This is a genomic window from Pseudomonas rosaeacicularis (assembly GCF_057128745.1).
This window is the reverse complement of the sequence record NZ_JBSKHT010000008.1, coordinates 179,093-200,701: the sequence shown is the minus strand read 5'-3', so window position 1 is coordinate 200,701 and position 21,609 is coordinate 179,093. Positions and strand designations below refer to the sequence as shown.

Sequence of the window (21,609 nt, the reverse complement as noted above, 5' to 3'; positions counted from 1 at the left end):
GTGCGTTGTAAGCAGTCGTTTCGGGTGCCGAAAGTGGAGCTTTACGCTAGAATGCACGGCCTCAAAGCACACCCCTTCCCCGAGGCTGTCCCGACGATGTTGATCCTGCGTGGTGCTCCCGCCCTTTCCGCTTTCCGCCACAAGAAATTACTTGCGCAGCTGAACGAGAAAGTTCCGGCTGTCAGTGGCCTGTATGCTGAATTCGCCCACTTCGCTGAGGTCGCCGGTGTTCTGACCGACGAAGAGCAGCAGGTCCTCGCCCGTCTCCTGAAATACGGCCCGAGCGTGCCGGTTCAAGAGCCACGCGGCCGCCTGTTTCTGGTCCTCCCGCGTTTCGGCACGATCTCTCCGTGGTCCAGCAAGGCCACCGATATCGCCCATAATTGCAGCCTGAGCAAAATCCAGCGCCTTGAGCGCGGCATTGCCTTTTATGTAGAAGGCCAGTTCAGCGACGCCGACGCGCAGTTGATCTCCGACATCCTCCATGACCGCATGACGCAGCTGGTACTGGGCACACTTGAGCAGGCCGCCGGCTTGTTCAGCCATGCCGAGCCCAAGCCTTTGACCGCCGTTGACGTGCTGGGTGGTGGTCGCGCCGCGCTGGAAAAAGCCAACGTCGAGCTGGGCCTTGCTCTGGCCGAAGACGAAATCGATTACCTGGTCACCAGCTTCATTGGTCTCAAGCGTAACCCCCACGACATCGAGCTGATGATGTTCGCCCAGGCGAACTCCGAGCACTGCCGTCACAAGATCTTCAACGCCAGTTGGGACATCGACGGTCAGAGCCAGGAAAAAAGCCTGTTCGGCATGATCAAGAACACTTACGTCCTGCACAGTGAGGGCGTGCTGTCGGCTTATAAGGACAACGCTTCGGTCATCGTCGGCAGTGTCGCCGGGCGTTTCTTCCCGAACCCTGACACCCGTGAATACGGCGCTGTTCAGGAGCCGGTGCACATCCTGATGAAGGTCGAGACCCACAACCACCCAACCGCCATCGCGCCGTTTCCGGGTGCAGCGACCGGGTCCGGCGGTGAGATCCGCGACGAAGGCGCAACCGGTCGTGGCGCCAAGCCTAAGGCAGGTCTGACCGGGTTTACGGTGTCCAACCTGAATATTCCGGGCTTCGTTCAGCCTTGGGAAAAGCCCTACGGCAAACCTGAGCGCATCGTTACCCCGCTCGACATCATGATTGAAGGCCCGCTCGGTGGCGCGGCGTTCAACAACGAATTCGGGCGTCCGGCACTGACCGGTTACTTCCGTACGTTCGAGCAATCCATCAGCACCCCCCACGGCGACGAAGTGCGCGGCTATCACAAGCCGATCATGCTCGCTGGCGGCATGGGCAACATCCGCGAAGGCCACGTCCAGAAGGCTGAAATCAAGGTTGGCGCCAAGCTGATCGTGCTCGGCGGTCCGGCGATGTTGATCGGTCTGGGCGGCGGCGCGGCTTCCTCCATGGCCACCGGCACCAGCTCGGCAGATTTGGATTTCGCTTCGGTTCAGCGTGAAAACCCTGAAATGGAGCGTCGTTGCCAAGAAGTGATCGACCGTTGCTGGCAGCTGGGCGAGCAAAACCCGATTGCTTTCATCCACGACGTGGGCGCGGGCGGTCTGTCCAACGCCTTCCCGGAACTGGTCAACGATGGCGGTCGCGGCGGGCGCTTCGAACTGCGCAACGTGCCCAACGACGAGCCGGGCATGGCGCCGCTGGAAATCTGGAGCAACGAGTCCCAGGAACGCTACGTCATGGCGGTCAGCGCCGAGAACTTCGAGCGCTTCAAGGCGATCTGCGAACGTGAGCGTTGCCCGTTTGCAGTGGTCGGCGAGGCCACTGAAGAGCCGCAACTGACCGTTACCGACAGCCATTTCGGCAACAACCCGGTGGACATGCCGCTCGAAGTGCTGCTGGGCAAAGCCCCGCGCATGCACCGTTCGGCCGTGCGTGAAACCGAGCTGGGCGATGACTTCGACCCAAGCACGCTGGACATCGAAGAGAGCGTACAGCGCGTATTGCGTCACCCGGCCGTGGCCAGCAAAAGTTTCCTGATCACCATCGGCGACCGCAGCATCACAGGTCTCGTCAATCGCGATCAAATGGTCGGTCCATGGCAAGTGCCGGTGGCTGACGTTGCCGTTACCGCCACCAGTTTTGACGTCTACACCGGTGAAGCGATGGCCATGGGCGAGCGCACGCCGCTGGCTTTGCTGAACGCTCCGGCGTCCGGGCGTATGGCGATCGGCGAAACGCTGACCAACATCGCGGCCTCGCGAATCGGCAAGATTTCCGACATCAAATTGTCGGCCAACTGGATGTCCGCCGCCGGCCACCCCGGTGAAGACGCGCGTTTGTACGACACCGTGAAAGCAGTCGGCATGGAGCTTTGCCCCGAGTTGGGCATTACCATTCCGGTGGGCAAGGACTCGATGTCCATGAAAACCCGCTGGAGCGACGAAGGCGCAGAAAAAACCGTGACCTCGCCGCTGTCGCTGATCGTGACCGGCTTTGCCCCCGTCACCGATATTCGCGGCACGCTGACCCCACAACTGCGCATGGACAAGGGCGTTACCGACCTGATCCTCATCGATCTGGGCCGCGGTCAAAACCGTATGGGCGCCTCGATCCTCGCGCAGACTCACGGCAAGTTGGGCAAGATCGCCCCGGACGTCGATGATGCCGAAGACCTTAAGGCGTTCTTCGCCGTGATCCAGGGCCTCAATGCCGACGGCCATTTACTGGCCTACCACGACCGCTCTGATGGCGGGTTGCTGGTATCGGTATTGGAAATGGCCTTCGCCGGTCATTGCGGGCTGAACCTGCAACTCGATGGCCTGGCTGAAAGCAAAGCCGCCATTGCTGCGATCCTGTTCAACGAAGAGCTGGGCGCCGTAATTCAGGTGCGTCAGGACGCAACGCCGGACGTGCTGGCACAGTTCAGCGCAGCGGGCCTGGGCGGGGATTGCGTTGCAGTCATCGGCCAACCGGTCAACAACGATGAAGTGCACGTCCGCTACAACGGCGAATCTGTATTCACCGGTCAGCGTCGTCTGTTGCACCGTCAATGGGCTGAAACCAGCTACCAGATCCAACGCCTGCGCGATAACGCGGAGTGCGCCGATCAGGAATTCGATGCGCTGCTGGAAGAAGACAACCCAGGCCTGAGCGTCAAGCTCGGTTACGACGTCAACGACAACATCGCAGCGCCTTACATCAAGAAGGGCGTTCGCCCACAAGTGGCGGTACTGCGTGAGCAGGGCGTCAACGGCCAGGTGGAAATGGCTGCGGCGTTCGACCGCGCCGGCTTCGCTTCGGTTGATGTGCACATGAGCGACATCCTCGCCGGTCGCGTCGACCTGAACGAGTTCAAAGGTCTGGTCGCCTGCGGCGGTTTCTCTTACGGCGACGTATTAGGGGCGGGCGAAGGCTGGGCCAAGTCAGCACTCTTCAACACCCGTGCGCGTGACGCGTTCCAGGCGTTCTTCGAACGTCAGGACAGCTTTGCGCTGGGCGTGTGCAACGGTTGCCAGATGATGTCCAACCTCAGCGAACTGATCCCAGGCAGCGAGTTCTGGCCGCATTTCGTACGCAACCGTTCCGAGCAGTTCGAAGGGCGGGTCGCGATGGTCCAGATCCAGGAATCGGCATCGATCTTCCTGCAAGGCATGGCCGGTTCACGCATGCCTGTTGCCATCGCGCACGGCGAGGGTCATGCGGAATTCAAGAGCCCTGAGTCGCTGCTGGAAAGCGATCTGTCGGGCACGGTTGCGATGCGTTTCGTCGACAACCACGGCAAGGTCACCGAGAACTACCCGGCCAACCCGAACGGCTCGCCGCGTGGCATCACCGGCCTGACCACTCGCGACGGTCGCGTCACCATCATGATGCCGCACCCTGAGCGTGTGTTCCGTGCCGTCAACAACTCGTGGCGCCCGGAAGAGTGGAACGAAGACGGCGCGTGGATGCGGATGTTCAGAAACGCCCGCGTCTGGGTGAACTGATAGCTGATGTACAAGCTCGCATTCTTCGTGCCGCCGAGCCATGTCGAGCAGGTCAAAAGCGCTCTATTCGCCGCCGGTGCGGGGCGAATCGGAGCTTATGATTGCTGCGCCTGGCAGGTGCTGGGTCAAGGGCAGTTTCGGCCATTGGACGGCAGCCAGCCGTTCATTGGGCAGACTGGCCAGATCGAGCGAGTCGAGGAGTGGAAGGTTGAGCTGGTTGTCGCCGATGACCGGATTCAGAAAGCGGTGGCCGCGCTCAAGCATAGCCACCCTTATGAGACGCCAGCATACGAAGTGTGGAAGCTGGCTGATTTCTAATGCGCGCCGCAAGTCCCTGTAGGAGCCAACTTGTTGGCGAGAGATTGACGCGGTGTATTCAGGCACACCCCTTCGCGAACAAGTTCGCTCCTACAGTTCACCCGCCAGTTCACCGTCTCGCCATCAACACCCGCAACGCCTCGCTCAATCCCTGCGCCTGTTGCCCCACCAACACGTGCCACACGCCGTTGCCGACATTTCTCACGCCCTGACATCCCAATGCATCCAGTTGGCTGGCGGCGATGTGCTGTCCATCCTTGAGCTGCACCCGCAGCCGGGTCAGCGCAACGCATTCCACCTCTGTCACGCCTTTGCCACCCAGCGCCTTGAGCCATTGAGCTGCCTGGCCGGGATCGACCGTCGGAATACTCACAGGCAAAACCACTGTCTGCTGCGGCAAATCACTGGTCGCGTGTGGCAATGCATTGCGTAACTCATCGGCAATCCCATCCGCCATCGGACCAACCACCACCTGCAAGCTTCCCGCGTTGCCCGGGCGCACCACGGCCATTGCGCCCAGCGCCTTGAGTTCCGCGTCATTGGCCTTGCTGCGGTCAGCCAGTTGCAAACGCAAACGCGTGGTACAGGCATCAATGCTCAGCAGATTGTTGGCGCCACCGAGGGCCGAGATATAAGCCCCGGCGCGGTCACTGTTGGAGACCTGCGCAGTCGAGGCCACCACCTGCTCACGCCCCGGCGTTTTCAGGTTCAGGCGCCGAATGCATTGATCGAACACCACGTAATACACCGCAAAATACACAAGCCCCACAGGGAAGATCATCCAGCCGTTGGTGGACTTGCCCCAGCCCAGCGCCATGTCGATAGCGCCACCGGAAAAGGTGAAACCCAGCCGAATATTGAGCAGATCGGTCAATGCCATGGACAACCCGGTTAGCAGCGCGTGAATGACGTACAACAGTGGCGCCAGGAACATGAAGGCGAACTCGATAGGTTCGGTCACACCGGTCAGGAACGAGGTCAGCGCCATTGACAGCAACACGCCGCCGATCAACTTGCGCTGGCCCGGCAGCGCGTTGCGATACATCGCCAGACACGCCGCTGGCAAGCCGAACAACATCACCGGGAACATGCCCGTCATGAACTGCCCGGCCTTGGGATCGCCCGCAAAGTAACGTGCCAGATCCCCGGTCACCACGCGCCCGGTGTCCGGATCGGTGAAGGTGCCGAAGACAAACCACACCAGATTGTTCAGGATGTGATGCAGACCGGTGATGATCAAAATACGGTTCATCACGCCGAAGAAAAATGCCCCGATACTGCCGCTCTCCAGCATCAATTGGCCGAGGCCGTTAATACCTTGCTGGATCGGCGGCCAGATCAAACCGAAGATCAGCCCAAGCAACACGGCAGACAAACCGGTGACGATCGGCACAAAGCGTCGGCCGCCAAAGAACGCCAGATACGCCGGCAGTGCGATATCTTTGAAGCGGTTGTAAAGCCCGCCCGCCAGCAGACCGCTGATGATCCCCGCGAGCATGCCCATATCGATCTTCGGATCGAGCACCTTGAGCGTCGCCGTCATTACCAGATAGCCGATGGCGCCTGCCAAGCCCGCCGTGCCGTTGTTGTCACGAGCGAAGCCCACCGAAATGCCGATGGCAAAGATCAGTGCCAGATTGCTGAAAATCGCGTTACCCGCCGCGTGAATGATCGCGATGTCCAACAGGTCGGTGTCGCCCAGGCGCAGCAACAAACCGGCGATTGGCAGGATGGCGATGGGCAACATGAGCGCGCGGCCGAGCCGTTGCAGGCCTTCAATGAAGTGCTGATACATGGCGTCTCTCCTTGATTATTGTTTTGGGGAATTGCCCTGCCGGGCCAACGTCTGCTGTTGAAACGTAGCGCAGGCTTCGCGTACCGCAGCTGCATTGCTCAGGTTGAGAAGCCGTTGCGCAAGGCTTTCGCAGTCACGGGTATCAAGCTGGCGAACCAGCGCTTTGATCTCGGCCATTTGTGGCGGGCTGACTGACAACTCGCGCACCCCGAGCCCGATCAGTGCGGCGGTGGCCAAAGGCTCGGACGCTACAGCACCACAGACGCCCACCCAGCAGGATTTTCCCGACGTGCCCGCGTACGTCATGGCGATCAGCCGCAGCAGGGCGGGGTGCAGTGCATCAACTCGCCCTGCCAATCCAGCGTGATCCCGGTCCATCGCCAAGGTGTATTGCGACAAGTCGTTGGTGCCAATGGAGAGAAAATCTGCATGTGCTGCCAACTGTTCAGCCATCAGGGCGGCTGACGGTACTTCAATCATCACGCCCAATAGCGGACGCTCGGATAGGCCCATTTCCGACGCCAGTGCGTCCAGACGCTGACGCACCGCAAGCAGTTCGCTGACCTCGCTGATCATGGGCAGAAGAATCCGACAACGACTCAACGGCTTGACCCGCAGCAGTGCGCGCAGCTGTTGATCGAGCAACTCCGGTCGCGCTTGCCCCAATCGAATCCCGCGCAAGCCGAGCACCGGATTGGCCTCAAACGGCAGCGGCAGATACTCCAGCTGCTTATCGCCGCCGATGTCGATGGTGCGAATGATCACCGGTTTATCGCCCATCGCGTCGAGCACCGCTTGATAGGTCGCAAGCTGTTCATCCTCGCTCGGCGCGGTGCGGCGCTCGACAAACAGAAACTCGGTGCGCAGCAGACCAACCCCGTCGGCGCCGGCCGCAAACGCCAACTGCGCTTCGCTGTCCGAGGCGACGTTGGCGGCAATGTCGAGGGCCACACCGTCCAGCGTGATGGCGGGCAATCGCGCCTGTTGCTGGTATTGATGGCGTTGCTCAAGCTGCCGGGCCTGGAGCATCGCGACCTGTCGAAGGCGCGCCGAGTCAGGCGTCAATTCCAGCTGCCCATTGTCGGCGTCCAGCACCACTGTTTGCCCGGCCAATGCCTGGGTCGCGGGCAGCAACGTTGCACCAAGTGCTACCAGAAGCGGCAGCCCTTTGCCTCGGGCGAGAATCGCGACGTGAGAAGTCGCGCCCCCTTCGGCCATGCACACCCCGGCGATGTTGCGCTCACTCAACAGCATCAGGTCCGAGGGCGTCAGCTCTTGGGCAATGACGATGGCGTGGGGGGGAATGTCCAGCGATCGGTCCGCACCGAGCAGTTCGCGCAATACTCTCTGGCGCAGGTCCCGCAGATCGTTGGCGCGCTCGGCCAGCAAGGCGTTGTCCAGAGCCTTGAGTCTTTCGCATTGAGCGAGCAGCGACTGACTCCACGCATGGCTCGCCGAACGTCCCTGTTCAATCTCGGCATAGGCTGCGTCCAGCAGGGCTGGGTCTTCCAGCATTGCCAGGTGAGTCGCGAAAATCGCAGCGGCCTCGGGGTCAGCGGTAGGGTGAGATTGCTGGAGCGTGACGGCGATGTGGGTGCGCACCTGATCCAGAGCGCCGTCGAGCGCCTGCCGCTGCTCGCTGGCCGAATGATTGCCATGGTCTTCTTCCAGCTCAATGGAGGCCAGCCGGAACACCGGGCCGCTGGCCAGACCGGGTGATGCCGCGATGCCTGTCAGCACACCTTTTTCGATGTCAGCCGAGGGCAGGGATTGGCGTAAGGAAGAGGACGTTGGTGTGTAGGGCTTTTCATCGGCTGCAGGGGTCGACAAGGCTTTGAGCAGGGCTTGCAGCGCCACTTCGCTGTCGTGACCCAGGCAGATCACTTCGACTTCATCGTCCTCGGCAACGCCCAGGCCCATGATCGCCAATACGCTGTCGCTGGACGCACTGACCCCGGCAAAATGCAGTTCGGTCTGGCTCGTGAATTGTCGGGCGGTCTGGCGCACCAACGCAGCCGGTCTGGCATGCAGGCCGCCATGATGGGCAACTCGGACGACCCCGCGTGACGCTTGAGCGGGTGCGTCGTTGGGGATTTCACTCGCGGATGTCTGAGCCAGCCGCGCGATGCGCAACAACGGTTCGCCCACGTTCACCGACGTCAAACGGCTGATCGGCGTCAGTTCGAAACCGTCTCCATTGAGCAGGATCAATGCACTGATCAAACTCCGGCTGTGCACCGCCACCTTGTCCAGATCAAAACGCAGCAGCGGTTGCCCTTCGGCGACGCGCTGGCCGGCGGTGACCAGCGCTTTAAAACCATCGCCATTAAGCGTCACGCTGTCGATGCCGATGTGCATCAGCCATTCGGCGCCATTGTCCGCGCGCAAGGTGATGGCATGACCGGTGCGCGCAACATTGACGACCACCCCGGCACACGGCGCGTGCAGGCAATCGTCCAGCGGATCGATGGCCAGCCCGTCGCCCATGGTGCCGCTGGAAAACACCGGGTCCGGGATATCGGCCAGCGCGATCACTGGACCGCTGAGTGGGGCGCTGAGGGTCATTTCTTTATTGTTATTCATGACTTCGTCCTTGTGCCGCGTGGCGAATCAGTGGGTCCGGGTGACCTTGCTCAGATGGCGGGGCTGGTCCGGATTCAGGCCGCGTGCGTGTGCAAGCCCGGCAGCCATGACGTAAAAGCTTTGAATCGCGAGGATCGGGTCGAGCGCCGGATGATCGGCGCAGACCAGAGTCAGATCGCGCTCGGCGATGTCCGCAGGCGCCGCCAGCAACACCCGAGCGCCGCGCTCGCGCATGTCGGCTGCCAGCTGCAACAATCCCGCCTGTTCCGCGCCCCGCGGGGCGAACACCAGCATCGGATAGTGCTCGTCCACCAACGCCATGGGGCCATGGCGGACTTCTGCGCTGCTGAAGGCTTCGGCCTGAACGCCTGAGGTTTCCTTGAATTTCAGCGCCGCTTCTTGGGCAATGGCAAAGCCAAGGCCTCGGCCGATGACCATCAGCCGCTGGCAATCTTGCAGTCCGGTAATGGCCTCGGACCAATCCTGGCGCGCAGCCTCTCGCAGGCGCTCGGGCAGGGTTTGGCCGGCCGCCAGCAAGTCGGCGTCTTGTGCCCAATGCGCGACAACCCGGGCGCTGGCGCTCAAGGTCGCGATGAAGCTTTTGGTCGCGGCGACGCTGAGTTCCGCGCCTGCGTTCAGCGGCAAGCCGTACTCGCAGGCATGCTCCAGCGGCGAGCCTTTTGCGTTGACCATCGCGGCCGTCAAGGCTCCGGCTTCGCGCAGGTTCTTCAAGCTGTCGACCAGGTCCGGGCTTTGACCCGATTGGGAGAACGCTATGACTGGCTGACCGGTTACGCGCATCGGTGAGTGGTGCAGCGTGACCACCGACATCGGCAAGGACGCCACCGGGACGCCGGTCAACTGCATGGCCAGGTACGCAAAATAACTGGCGGCGTGATCCGAGCTGCCGCGGGCGACCGTCATCACGACGTGCGGCGCGGTCTGGCGCAGGCGCTGGGCCAGGGCAATCAGACAGGGCTCGCTCAGGTCCAGTTGAGCTTGCACCGCATCTCCGGAAGCCAGGGCTTCATCAAGCATTTTTGAGTTCAATGGTTTCTCCTTCAACCATAACGGCGTTGAGTCTCAGCTCGCGATCAAGGAACACCGCATCGGCCCAACTGCCGGTTTGCAGACGTCCACGATCAGAAATACCCAGGTAATCCGCTGGAAACTGCGACAGGCGTTGCGAGGCTTCGGCCAGAGGCACTCCGATTTTCACCAGATTGCGCAGCGCCTGATCCATGGTCAGCGTGCTGCCGGCGAGCGTGCCGTCGGCCAGCCTTACACCGCCCAGACATTTGGTGACGGTGTGGCTGCCCAGCTTGTATTCGCCGTCCGGCATGCCGGTCGCGGCGGTAGAATCAGTGACGCAGTACAAGCAGGGGATCGAGCGCAGGGCGACGCGAATAGCACCGGCATGAACATGCAGCAGGTCGGGAATCAGTTCTGCGTATTGCGCGTGGGCCAGTGCCGCGCCGACGATGCCGGGTTCACGGTGATGCAGCGGGCTCATGGCGTTGTACAGATGAGTGAAACTGCTGGCGCCGGCTTCGAGCGCCTTCACGCCTTCTTCGTAGCTGCCCAGGGTGTGGCCAATTTGCAAGCGCACGCCCTGTTCGGACAACGCGCGAATCAGCTCAAAATGCCCGGCGATTTCTGGGGCGATGGTGATGACCTTGATCGGCGCCAGGCGCAAGTAGCGCTCGACTTCACTCATTAGTGCGGTGTGCGCATGGTTGGGTTGCGCGCCGAGTTTTCCCGGATTGATGTAGGGACCTTCGAGGTGCACGCCAAGAAAGCGGGCCGTCTCAGGGGCGCGATGCTCGCAGTAGTCACCGAGCTTGGCGAGCACCCGTTCGATCTCCTGGGGCGGCGCAGTCATGGTCGTCGCCAGCATTGAGGTCGTGCCAAAACGCAGATGGGTTCGGGCGATGGTCGCAAACCCTCCGGCGCCTTCCATGATGTCGCTGCCGCCGCCGCCATGGACATGCAGGTCGATGAAGCCGGGCAGCACGTAAGGCAGGTCATTTTGCTGCGGGTCGCAGGGTTCGCCGATGACGGCGGTCACGCGGCCATTGCGATGCTCAAGCTGGCCGCGAACCCAGCCGCTGACAGTGAGGATGTTGTGCTCGGACATACAGGCTCCGGTTTTCTAAGGCGCGACTTAGCGGCGCAGCTCGGCGACGAAATCGTAGTAATCGTCGCGGCAATAGGTGTCGGTCAGTTCGATGGGCGTGTTGTCGGTGAGAAAGCCGATCCGCGTCATCAGCAGCATCGCCGTGCCGGTTTCGATGCCGACCAGTTCAGCCATCTCGGCCGATGCATTGATCGCGCGGATATGCTGCAACGCACGCACCACCGGCCGGCCAATGGCGTCCAGATGGGCATACAGCGAATCGCCGATGGCCAATGGGTCAGGCAGTAAGGAAGCGGGCAGGGCGCTCATCTCGACCGCCATGACGATGCCATCGGCCTTGCGCAGCCGCTTGAGACGCGCGACGTTTTCCGTGGGCGACAGGCTCAGGCGAATCAGCTGTTCATGAGTGGGCAGGGCGATGTCGCGTTCCAGCCACTGGGAGCTGGGAGTAAACCCCTTGAGGCGGAGCATCTCGCTGAAGCTCGACAGCCGGGAAAGCGGTTGCTCGAGGCGAGGCGTGATATATGTGCCCGAGCCTTGGTTACGCCGAATCAGGCCTTGTTCGAAGAGGATTTCAAGCGCTTTGCGGGCGGTAACCCGAGAGATGTTCAGGGTTTCGCTGAGACTGCGCTCGGACGGCAGCGCTTGTTCGGCTTTCCACTGACCGGCATGAATTGCCGCTTCCAGATTGCGCGCCAGTTGCAGATAAAGCGGCGTGGGCTGGGTGTCGTCAGGTCGCAGGGACAGGATCGAATGCATGAGCGGTTTCCGAAGTGGTTTTATTTATTCTCGGACAATGCCCCGAAAACTAATACCACTTGAATACCACGTCAATGCCAACGGTCTGGTTTGTTGTCACCGTATGGTGACGTCGGCCAAGAATATTCTGGACGCTGAAAATCCTACAGAAAAATTACCTAAGGCCGGATCTCGATCATCGTCCCGTCTTTCACCAGATCCCACACTTCGCGGATATCGCTGTTCTTCATTGCGATACAACCGTTGGTCCAGTCCAGTGTCTGGAAATACCACTCGGGGTAATCCTCATCCACCGGCGTGCCGTGGATCATGATCATGCTGCCGGGATTGACGCCTTCGCGGCGGGCGCGGGCCGAGTCGGTGATGTTGGGGTAGGAGATGTGCAGCGAGAGGTTGTAGTTGTCACTGGTCTTGCGCCAATCCAGCCAGTAAAAACCTTCAGGGGTGCGTTGGTCGCCTTCCTGGAGTTTTGTGCCGATGGGCGCCTTGCCTAATGACACGCGATAGGTCTTGAGCGCCTCGCCGTTGCTCATCAGTTGCAACTGATGGGCCGACTTGAGCACCAGTATTTTGTCGATGGTGCGATCAGCGATGTTTTCGGTGTTGATGACTTTGTCGCCAATGAACTTCTGCTCACTGCCTTTGGGGACGATGGTCTGAGTGAACGACGCCTGCGACAGCGAAACGAACGACAGACAGAAAGCAGCGAGCAACCAACGCATCGAAACGGTATCCCTGAAGACAGCGCACATTCGCGCGTCGGTTATGTGATCAAGTGGTCATCGTGGGGCGCGACGCCGGGAGGCAATCGGTATGAACCGGGAAAACGCCCTTGCGCCGGTCGGCGAAGAAGCATTCTAAGGTACGTCTGACGGTGTGGAAAGCCAGCTCATCCCACGGGATATCGGCTTCGTCGAATAGTTGCACTTCTAGGCTTTCGACACCGGCGGCAAAGTCCGGCCTCAGCAGTTCGGCGCGGTAGAACACGTGAACCTGACTGATATGCGGCACGTCGATCAGCGTGTACAAATGCAGGTTGTGCAAGGTGGCGCAGGCCTCTTCGACGGTTTCGCGGCGCGCCGCCTGTTCAACGCTTTCGCCGTTCTCCATGAAGCCGGCCGGCAACGTCCAATACCCCAAACGTGGCTCGATGGCGCGGCGGCACAGCAGCACTTTGCCTTCCCAGACAGGGAGAGAGCCCGCGACGATGTTCGGGTTCTGATAATGGATGGTGTGGCAATGCTCACACACATAGCGCAAGCGGCTGTCGCCTTCAGGAATACGCTGGATGACCTGTTCGCCACACTGGCTGCAGAAATTCATGATCGAACCGGATGATTGAGTCAGCGGCTATCTTGGCGTGCCCTGTGGGTGATCGGCAAGCAGCGCTTTGAGTTCTGCCGGTAACTTGTCCTACAAGGACTTGGGCAGCTCGCCGCTTTGGTGCATGATGCCGGGTAGGCAACAGATCGAGATATCTCATGCTGGACGAGCTACTTCGCCGAATTGGCAGCCATACACCAGGCACGTTGCAGACTGACGCGCGTCTCCCCGAAGCCGCTGTGCTCTTGCCGATCACCCGAAGCGACGAACCGGAACTGGTGCTGACCCTGCGTGCCAGCGGTCTGTCGACCCACGGTGGCGAAGTGGCCTTTCCCGGCGGTCGTCGTGACCCCGAAGACCCCGATCTGATCTTCACCGCACTGCGAGAAGCTGAAGAGGAAATCGGCTTGCCCCCAGGGCTGGTAGAGGTGGTGGGGCCGCTCAGTCCGCTGATTTCCAAGCATGGAATCAAGGTGACGCCTTACGTCGGGATCATCCCCGATTTCGTTGAATACACGCCCAATGATGACGAGATCGCGGCGGTGTTCAGCGTGCCGCTGGAGTTTTTCCGCCAGGACGCTCGCGAACATACGCACCGCATCGATTACCAGGGCCGCAGTTGGTACGTACCCAGTTACCGCTTCGGCGAGTACAAGATCTGGGGGCTGACGGCCATCATGATCGTCGAACTGATGAACGTGCTGTACGACAGCAATATCAGCCTGAACACGCCGCCCAAGCGCTCCGCCATCGAAGTCCTGAAACCCTGATTCTTGCGTTCATCCATTCCAGAGCCACGCGCTCACCCGCGGCCGTAGCGCCATGAGGACAACAATATGAAATACCGCCTGGGGGATTCCCGTGTCCAAGCCCATCCACAAAGCTGGATCGCGCCGACGGCTACGCTGATTGGCAAGGTCAGGCTAGAGGCCAACGCCAGCGTATGGTTCGGCGCCGTGTTGCGCGGCGACAACGAGCTGATCCATATCGGCGAGAACAGTAACGTGCAGGATGGCACTGTGATGCACACCGACATGGGCTCGCCGCTGAACATCGGCAAGAACGTCACCATCGGCCACAACGTCATGCTCCATGGCTGTGACGTAGGTGATAACACCTTGATCGGCATCAATTCGGTGATCCTCAACGGCGCAAAAATCGGCAAGCACTGTCTTATCGGCGCCAACTCGCTGATTGGTGAAGGCAAGGTTATTCCCGACGGGTCGCTGGTCATGGGCTCGCCGGGCAAAGTGGTTCGCGAGCTGACCGACGTGCAGAAGACGATGCTTGAAGCCAGCGCCGCGCATTACGTGCTCAATGCCCAGCGCTACGCGCGCGAGCTGGCGCCGCAGGAAGAAGAATGACTGCAGGCACGCCCGTTCATGAAAAGCCCGTGCGCTCGCCCTGCGTCAACATTTGCGCGCTGGACGAGCAGGACGTGTGCACTGGTTGCCAGCGCACGGCGGCCGAAATTACTGGCTGGAGCCGCATGGACAGCGCGGCACGGCGCAAGGTACTGGGGTTGTGTCATGAGCGGGCGTTGGCCAGCGGCATGCTGTTCAACGTCTGAAACTGTAGGAGATCCCCGTCGTCGAGACGCCTTTCTGATGCGCAGCAGACACTGATCCTGTTGGAGCGAGGCTTGCCCGCGAAGCTAGCGACGTGGAGCGTCAGATAAACCGAGGCGTCAACTTCGCGGGCAAGCCTCGCTCCTACAATGCGCCGCGTCCATCTGTCCCTACACCCCATCCCCCGGCCTTCATGGTAAATTGCGCGCCATTATTCCCTGCGGTTGCTCGCCCATGGCGGGTTGCCCTCGATATCTGCTCCACGAGGACCTGAGATGACTCAAATCGGAACGCCACTGTCGCCGACCGCGACCCGTGTATTGCTCTGCGGTTGCGGCGAGCTTGGCAAGGAAGTGGTAATCGAACTACAGCGCCTGGGCGTTGAAGTGATCGCCGTCGACCGCTACGCCAACGCGCCGGCCATGCAGGTCGCCCACCGCAGTCATGTGATCAACATGCTCGACGGTGCAGCGCTGCGTGCAGTCATCGAAGCCGAAAAACCGCATTACATCGTTCCGGAAATCGAGGCGATTGCTACCTCCACGCTGGTGGAACTTGAGTCTGAAGGCTTCACCGTCATCCCAACCGCGCGCGCTGCGCAGCTGACCATGAACCGCGAAGGCATTCGTCGTCTGGCCGCTGAAGAGCTCGACCTGCCGACGTCGCCTTACCATTTCGCCGATACCTTTGAAGCCTACAAGCGCGCGGTCGAAGACCTGGGTTTTCCGTGCGTGGTCAAGCCGGTCATGAGTTCGTCGGGCAAAGGTCAGAGCCTGCTCAAGACCGATGCTGACGTCCAGAAAGCGTGGGACTACGCGCAGGAAGGCGGTCGCGCTGGCAAAGGCCGAGTGATCATCGAAGGGTTCATCGATTTCGATTACGAAATCACCCTGCTGACCGTGCGTCATGTCGGTGGCACCACGTTCTGCGCGCCGGTTGGTCATCGTCAGGAGAACGGCGATTATCAGGAATCCTGGCAGCCTCAAGCCATGAGTCCGGTCGCGCTGGCGGAATCTGAGCGTGTAGCCAAAGCCGTCACGGAGGCTTTGGGCGGTCGTGGGCTGTTCGGCGTTGAGTTGTTCATCAAGGGCGATCAGGTGTGGTTCAGCGAAGTCTCGCCGCGGCCCCATGACACCGGCTTGGTCACGCTGATCTCCCAGGACCTGTCGCAGTTCGCGTTGCATGCACGGGCGATTCTCGGCTTGCCGATTCCGTTGATTCGTCAGTTCGGGCCATCGGCCTCGGCGGTGATTCTGGTAGACGGCAAGTCGACCCAGACCGCGTTCGCCAATCTGGAACAAGCGTTGAGCGAGCCGGATACAGCGCTGCGTCTGTTCGGCAAACCGGAAGTCAACGGCCAGCGCCGCATGGGCGTGGCACTGGCTCGCGATGAGTCCGTTGAAACTGCCCGCGCCAAAGCGACCCGGGCTTCGCGTGCGGTGAAAGTGCAGCTGTAAGCGGCAACCACAACGAAAAACGGCGTCCCTCGGGACGCCGTTTTTGTCAGCAGAGTGCAATGCCCCTGTAGGAGCTGCCGAGGTTACGATGGCTGCGATGCGGTTTGTCTGACACTCCGCGATCGCGCCCGTCGTAACCTCCGAATGCTCCTACAGGTCATGTGTGAGCCTACGCAATCGTATCCAAATCCAGCTCCCGCGTTTCCTTCAAGCACAGCACGGCAATCAAACTGATTAACGCCGCCACGGACACATACCCGCCCACCCAGCTCAATCCGCCCATTTCCACCAGCTTTTGCGCAAAGAAAGGAGCCACCGACGCACCGACAATGCCGCCGATGTTGTAAGCCGCTGACGCACCGGTATATCGCACGCGTGTAGGAAACAGCTCCGGCAGCATCGCGCCCATGGGGGCGAAGGTCACGCCCATCAGGAACAGCTCAATCGACAGAAACAACGCCACCGCCCAAGTGGTGCCATGGGTCAGCAACGGCTCCATCAGAAAGCCCGAGGCAATCGCCAGCACGCCGCCGATAATCAGCACCGGCTTGCGCCCAAAACGGTCGCTCGCCCAGGCGGAAAGCGGGGTCGCCAACGCCATGAACAGCACGGCGAAGCACAGCAGGGCGAGGAAGGTTTCACGGGTATAGCCCAGCGTCTTCACCCCGTAGCTCAGGGAAAACACCGTCGAGATGTAAAACAGCGCGTAGCACACCACCATCGATGCCGCGCCCAGCAGCATCGGCGCCCAATACTGCGAAAACAGCTCGGTGATCGGCATTTTCACTCGTTCGTGACGCGCCATCGCCTTGGCGAACACCGGCGTTTCTTCGAGTTTCAAACGCACGTACAGACCGATGATCACCAGTACCGCGCTGAGCAGGAACGGCACGCGCCAGCCCCAGGCACGAAACTGCTCGTCGTCCAGCGTCATCGCCAGTGTCAGAAACAGCCCGTTTGCAGCGAGAAAGCCAATCGATGGGCCCAGCTGCGGAAACATGCCGAACCAGGCACGCTTGCCTTTGGGGGCGTTCTCCGTGGCGAGCAATGCCGCGCCGCCCCATTCACCGCCCAGTCCGAGGCCCTGACCGAAACGCAGAACACACAACAGGATCGGCGCCCATGAGCCGATGACGTCGTAACCCGGCAAGACGCCAATCAGCGTGGTGCACACGCCCATCAGCAGCAGCGAGGCAACCAGCGTTGATTTGCGGCCGATCCGATCACCGAAGTGCCCGAACAGCAAGGAGCCCAATGGGCGTGCGAGAAATGCGATGCCGAACGTCAGAAACGCAGACAGCATCTGTGCGGTGCTGGAGGTCTGCGGAAAGAACACCGGCCCGATCACCAGCGCAGCCGCAGTGGCGTAGACGTAAAAGTCGTAGAACTCGATGGCAGTACCGATGAAGCTGGCCGTCGCGACGCGAGTGGCGGAATTGGCAGGCCGAACCTCGGTGTCGTCGCTCGTTTGATAGGCGGATGTTGTGGTCATGCGGGTATCCCTGGGCAGTCATCTTGCCTGTCAGGCGCTGTCGAAAAATCGTACGCGCGCTGGGGCAAACGTTAATTATTTTGGGTACAGCGCTGAACAGACTAGCCCGGATCAGGGCAGGGGGCATTGGCACTGCTCGGGATGGGAGCGGGCGCCACGGTGATGCGGAACACGTCAGGCTGAGTGACTGGCCGGATCGCGCAATGTGCGGGTAGCACACGGATCGGCGGGGCTGGGTAAGCGGATCGATTATAGAAAGCTGAATCGTTTGGAAACAAGTGTTTCAAGACACCGATATCTGTAGGAGCGAACTTGTTCGCGAGGCGTCAGATGAATCAATGCATTTTCATCGTCTGACATGTCCTCTCGCCAACAAGTTGGCTCCTACAGGTCAGGTCTTCAATGCACAGATTTGGTAGCAGTGTTCTGCCACATCATGACGCGCTTGACCCGGTTGTCCTCGGTTTCGAGGGTTTCCAACCTGTATGGCCCGATCTTCAGGCATACCGCGCTTTCGGGAATGCTTTCCAGCGCTTCGGTGATCAAGCCGTTGACGGTTTTCGGCCCGTCGGAAGGTAAATGCCAGCCAAGGCTCTTGTTGAGATCACGAATCGATGCCGCGCCATCCACCACCAGGCGACCATCCGGCTGTGGGTGAATATGCGGGTTGCTCATGGATTGTTCGCTTTCGAATTCGCCGACGATCTCCTCCAGAATGTCTTCCAGGCTAACGATCCCAAGCACTTCGCCGTATTCGTCGACGACCACGCCCATGCGCCGCTGTTGCTTGTGGAAGTTAAGCAATTGCAGTTGGAGCGGTGTACTTTCCGGCACGAAGTACGGCTCGTAACAGGCGGCCATCAGCTCTTCTTTGGTGAGCTGGCCACGAGGCAGCAAGTGGCTGATCATTCGCGTGTTGAGAACGCCTTCTACCTGATTGATGTCGTTGTGATAGACCGGCAGGCGAGTGTGCCGCGAGATGATCAGTTGCTCGATGATGTGCTCGATGCTCTCGTCCAGATTGACCCCGTCGACCTCGCTGCGCGGCACCAGGATGTCATTCACGGTCATGCTGTCCAGTGCGTAGATGCCCGAAATGACCTGAGCCCGGCCCGATTGTGGCGCGGTGTGATCCTGATAAATCGTCGGTCCCAGGTCATCGTCGTCATCGTCATGGGACGCCGTGTGACGCTTGGACAGAAAAGGCCGCAGCAGCAATTTCGCAATGTTTTTGTATAGCCAGGTCAGCGGCTTGAGCAATTGCATGGGCGCGCGAAGCAGAGTGTTGCCCAGCATCAGTATGGATTCAGGGCGACGTGAGGCCAGTTTGCGCGGGATGAATTCAGCAATGATCAGCAGAACGCTGGTGACCAGCAGCCAGGCAATCGTTGGCCCGTTGAAGTACCAGGTGTTGAGGGCGATGAGGGTAGCGACGACCGTGATCAGCGTTCGGATCAGGGTGTTGGCCAGAATCAGGCTGTTGAGGTTAAACGTCAGCGTTGGCTTGGGTGGATCGCTCGAACGGGTCTTTGGGTGATGAGCCCGCAGTTGATGATGGGCGGCCTCTACTGCCGTCAGCAGTCCCGACCACAGCGTCAGCAACGTCAGAACCGCGAGCATCGTGCCCAGGGGCAGGTTATCCATTATCAGCGCCCGTCAGATGTGCAGAATGTATTCGCGTACCAGCTTGCTGCCGAAATAGGCCAGCATCAACAGGCAAAAACCACCCAAGGTCCAGCGAATCGCCTTGTGCCCGCGCCAGCCGAGCCGGTTACGGCCCCACAACAGCACGCTGAATACGATCCATGCGAGGATCGACAGCAACGTCTTGTGCACCAGATGCTGCGCGAACAGGTTCTCGACGAACAGCCAGCCCGAGATCAGCGACATCGACAGCAGCGTCCAGCCGGCCCACAGGAAACCAAACAGCAGGCTTTCCATGGTCTGCAGCGGCGGGAAGTTTTTGATCAGGCCCGAAGGGTGTTTGTTTTTCAGCTGGCGATCCTGAACCAGCAGCAACAGCGCCTGGAACATCGCGATGGTGAACATGCCGTAAGCGAGGATCGAAAGCAGAATATGGCCGATGAGGCCATGTTCCGCATCGATCGGCTGAAGCGTACCCGCCGGCGCGAACTGCGCCATCAGGGTGGTCAGCAGGCCGAGGGGGAAGAGCAGGATCAGCAGGTTTTCGACCGGTATGCGGATGCAGGCGAGCAGGGTGACAACGATGACTGCGACGGCAATCAGGCTGGCGGCGCTGAAGAAGTCCAGTCCCAGGCCGATAGGGCGCACCAGTTGGCCAAACAGCGCGCTCGCCTGGCAGGCGACGGCGAGTGTGCCAATCAGGCACAACAGCCATTTGTCGACCTTGGTGCCCTGGCGCAGGCGTAGGCCCTGATAAAGAGTCGCAGCGGCATAAAGGACGGCGGCGGCGATGCTGGGAAGCAAGCTGGGTGACAAGGGGAACATAGATCCTGGTGGGCGTGCCCGAAAGGCGCTGAGTTTGGCATAGAACCGACCCTTCACAAAAGGGCACGCACGAAAGACCACATAAGCAGGCTACCTGTGGTGTCCGTGAAGCAGACTCTTCGCTATAATCCGCGACCTGCTCAAGCCACAGGCTCGCCGAGCGCTGTCATTCGCACTGTGTTCAACCGGTGCTTTATATAACAGGGTCGATACGGGCCGGGCCGCACAACCGGGGTTCGCCGCGAACCTAAAGGATCACGCAATGTTTGAAAATCTGACAGATCGTCTCTCGCAGACGCTGCGCCAGGTCACTGGCAAGGCCAAGCTGACCGAAGACAACATCAAGGACACTCTGCGTGAAGTCCGTATGGCTTTGCTCGAAGCCGACGTCGCCTTGCCGGTGGTCAAAGACTTCGTCAACAAGATCAAGGACCGTGCTGTCGGTACCGAGGTATCGCGCAGCCTGACCCCGGGTCAGGCGTTCGTGAAGATCGTCCAGGCTGAACTCGAAGAGATGATGGGGGCGGCCAACGAAGAGCTGACCCTCAACGTCACGCCGCCTGCGGTCATTCTCATGGCTGGCCTGCAGGGTGCGGGTAAGACCACCACCGCGGGCAAACTGGCGAAATTCCTTAAAGAGCGCAAAAAGAAAACCGTGATGCTGGTGTCAGCGGACGTTTACCGTCCTGCAGCCATCAAGCAGCTGGAAACCCTGGCCAACGACATCGGCGTGACGTTCTTCCCGTCCGACCTCAGTCAGAAGCCCGTGGACATTGCTGAAGCCGCTATTAAAGAAGCCAAGCTGAAGTTCATTGATGTCGTGATCCTCGACACCGCCGGCCGTCTGCACATCGACGCCGAAATGATGGGCGAGATCAAGGCGCTGCACGCAGCGGTCAAGCCAGCTGAAACGCTGTTCGTGGTTGACGCCATGACCGGCCAGGATGCCGCCAATACGGCCAAGGCCTTTGGCGATGCGTTGCCGCTGACCGGTGTGATCCTGACCAAGGTCGACGGCGATGCTCGTGGTGGTGCCGCCTTGTCGGTGCGTGCCATCACTGGCAAGCCGATCAAGTTCATCGGTATGGGCGAGAAGAGCGACGCGCTCGAGCCGTTCCACCCGGACCGTATCGCGTCGCGTATCCTTGGCATGGGCGACGTGCTCAGCCTGATCGAGCAGGCCGAACAGACCCTCGACAAGGACAAGGCCGACAAACTGGCCAAGAAGCTGAAGAAGGGCAAGGGCTTCGACCTCGAAGACTTCCGCGATCAGCTGCAGCAGATGAAGAACATGGGCGGCCTTGGCGGCCTGATGGACAAACTGCCTAATATGGGCGGTATGAACGTGGCGCAGATGGGCAACGCCCAGGGTGCGGCAGAAAAGCAGTTCAAGCAGATGGAAGCCATCATCAATTCGATGACGCCGGCCGAGCGCCGTGATCCGGACGTGATCAGCGGTTCGCGCAAGCGCCGCATTGCGATGGGGTCTGGCACTCAGGTGCAGGACATCGGGCGTCTGATCAAGCAGCACAAACAGATGCAAAAGATGATGAAGAAATTCTCCGCCAAAGGCGGAATGGCCAAAATGATGCGCGGAATGGGCTCAATGATGCCTCGCGGTGGCATGCCAAAAATGTAATTACGTTGCGCGGAAGTGACTTTCCGCGCACCCATTCTTTGGGAGGTCACTCCCATTGACCCGCATTTGCGGG

17 protein-coding genes are annotated in these 21,609 nt (G+C 60.4%); 7 read left to right on the top strand and 10 right to left on the bottom strand.

The features are described 5' to 3' along the window. Positions 1 to 96 precede the first annotated feature (96 nt). Both purL and ACWKWM_RS12455 read left to right on the top strand, forming a co-directional pair. Positions 97 to 3,996 (top strand): phosphoribosylformylglycinamidine synthase, encoded by a 3,900-nt coding sequence (purL, locus tag ACWKWM_RS12460; protein ID WP_483846497.1) that lies wholly within the window; start codon positions 97 to 99, stop codon positions 3,994 to 3,996. 6 nt (positions 3,997 to 4,002) lie between these two features. Further along, positions 4,003 to 4,314, top strand: coding sequence for an NGG1p interacting factor NIF3 (locus ACWKWM_RS12455; protein ID WP_483846431.1), 312 nt, complete (start codon positions 4,003 to 4,005; stop codon positions 4,312 to 4,314). 109 nt (positions 4,315 to 4,423) lie between these two features. Here ACWKWM_RS12455 and nagE read toward each other — a convergent pair whose 3' ends face one another. The 7 genes from nagE to ACWKWM_RS12420 form a co-directional block, all read right to left on the bottom strand. Next, a complete protein-coding gene (nagE, locus tag ACWKWM_RS12450) occupies positions 4,424 to 6,109 on the bottom strand; it encodes an N-acetylglucosamine-specific PTS transporter subunit IIBC (protein ID WP_483846430.1) in 1,686 nt (561 codons plus the stop codon). A 15-nt stretch (positions 6,110 to 6,124) separates the two neighbouring features. Then, the gene (gene ptsP, locus ACWKWM_RS12445; RefSeq protein WP_483846429.1) at positions 6,125 to 8,692 is read right to left on the bottom strand and encodes a phosphoenolpyruvate--protein phosphotransferase; all 2,568 of its coding nucleotides are present in this window, start codon (positions 8,690 to 8,692) and stop codon (positions 6,125 to 6,127) included. A gap of 27 nt (positions 8,693 to 8,719) precedes the next feature. Then, positions 8,720 to 9,730 carry an SIS domain-containing protein gene (locus ACWKWM_RS12440; RefSeq protein ID WP_483846496.1) on the bottom strand — a complete coding sequence of 337 codons (1,011 nt, stop codon included), beginning with the start codon at positions 9,728 to 9,730 and terminating at the stop codon, positions 8,720 to 8,722. Further along, positions 9,723 to 10,829: an N-acetylglucosamine-6-phosphate deacetylase gene (gene nagA / locus ACWKWM_RS12435; protein WP_483846428.1), complete on the bottom strand. Its 1,107-nt coding sequence runs from the start codon at positions 10,827 to 10,829 to the stop codon at positions 9,723 to 9,725. Before nagA ends, ACWKWM_RS12440 begins: the two co-directional genes overlap by 8 nt. A gap of 27 nt (positions 10,830 to 10,856) precedes the next feature. Beyond that, positions 10,857 to 11,588 carry a GntR family transcriptional regulator gene (locus tag ACWKWM_RS12430; RefSeq protein WP_483846427.1) on the bottom strand — a complete coding sequence of 244 codons (732 nt, stop codon included), beginning with the start codon at positions 11,586 to 11,588 and terminating at the stop codon, positions 10,857 to 10,859. A 158-nt stretch (positions 11,589 to 11,746) separates the two neighbouring features. After that, entirely contained in the window at positions 11,747 to 12,310 is a 564-nt protein-coding gene (locus tag ACWKWM_RS12425) for a L,D-transpeptidase family protein (protein ID WP_483846426.1), read from the bottom strand. Between the two features lie 49 nt (positions 12,311 to 12,359). Continuing rightward, on the bottom strand, positions 12,360 to 12,911 hold the full coding sequence (locus tag ACWKWM_RS12420) for an NUDIX hydrolase (protein WP_483846425.1): 552 nt from the start codon (positions 12,909 to 12,911) through the stop codon (positions 12,360 to 12,362). A 158-nt stretch (positions 12,912 to 13,069) separates the two neighbouring features. Between ACWKWM_RS12420 and ACWKWM_RS12415 the strand changes: the two genes are divergently transcribed. The 4 genes from ACWKWM_RS12415 (at position 13,070) to purT (ending at position 15,936) form a co-directional block, all read left to right on the top strand. Then, the gene (locus ACWKWM_RS12415) at positions 13,070 to 13,681 is read left to right on the top strand and encodes a CoA pyrophosphatase (protein WP_483846424.1); all 612 of its coding nucleotides are present in this window, start codon (positions 13,070 to 13,072) and stop codon (positions 13,679 to 13,681) included. A 66-nt stretch (positions 13,682 to 13,747) separates the two neighbouring features. Continuing rightward, positions 13,748 to 14,275, top strand: a complete 528-nt coding sequence (locus ACWKWM_RS12410; protein WP_483846423.1) for a gamma carbonic anhydrase family protein — start codon at positions 13,748 to 13,750, stop codon at positions 14,273 to 14,275. After that, the gene (locus ACWKWM_RS12405; protein WP_483846422.1) at positions 14,272 to 14,481 is read left to right on the top strand and encodes a DUF1289 domain-containing protein; all 210 of its coding nucleotides are present in this window, start codon (positions 14,272 to 14,274) and stop codon (positions 14,479 to 14,481) included. The genes ACWKWM_RS12410 and ACWKWM_RS12405 overlap by 4 nt, the downstream gene beginning before the upstream one ends. 273 nt (positions 14,482 to 14,754) lie before the next feature. Then, complete coding sequence (gene purT, locus ACWKWM_RS12400) at positions 14,755 to 15,936, top strand: formate-dependent phosphoribosylglycinamide formyltransferase (protein ID WP_483846421.1); 1,182 nt, start codon at positions 14,755 to 14,757, stop codon at positions 15,934 to 15,936. A gap of 169 nt (positions 15,937 to 16,105) precedes the next feature. Here purT and ACWKWM_RS12395 read toward each other — a convergent pair whose 3' ends face one another. The 3 genes from ACWKWM_RS12395 to ACWKWM_RS12385 all read right to left on the bottom strand — a co-directional run bounded on the left by ACWKWM_RS12395 (position 16,106) and on the right by ACWKWM_RS12385 (position 19,897). Continuing rightward, positions 16,106 to 17,428: an MFS transporter gene (locus ACWKWM_RS12395; protein ID WP_483846420.1), complete on the bottom strand. Its 1,323-nt coding sequence runs from the start codon at positions 17,426 to 17,428 to the stop codon at positions 16,106 to 16,108. 399 nt (positions 17,429 to 17,827) lie between these two features. After that, positions 17,828 to 19,072 carry a transporter associated domain-containing protein gene (locus ACWKWM_RS12390; protein ID WP_483846419.1) on the bottom strand — a complete coding sequence of 415 codons (1,245 nt, stop codon included), beginning with the start codon at positions 19,070 to 19,072 and terminating at the stop codon, positions 17,828 to 17,830. 12 nt (positions 19,073 to 19,084) lie between these two features. Then, on the bottom strand, positions 19,085 to 19,897 hold the full coding sequence (locus ACWKWM_RS12385; protein WP_483846418.1) for a cytochrome C assembly family protein: 813 nt from the start codon (positions 19,895 to 19,897) through the stop codon (positions 19,085 to 19,087). Positions 19,898 to 20,159: 262 nt separating this feature from the next. Here ACWKWM_RS12385 and ffh point away from each other — a divergent pair, with 262 nt between their 5' ends. Continuing rightward, the gene (ffh, locus tag ACWKWM_RS12380) at positions 20,160 to 21,536 is read left to right on the top strand and encodes a signal recognition particle protein (protein WP_483838829.1); all 1,377 of its coding nucleotides are present in this window, start codon (positions 20,160 to 20,162) and stop codon (positions 21,534 to 21,536) included. The last annotated feature ends 73 nt before the right edge of the window (positions 21,537 to 21,609 follow it).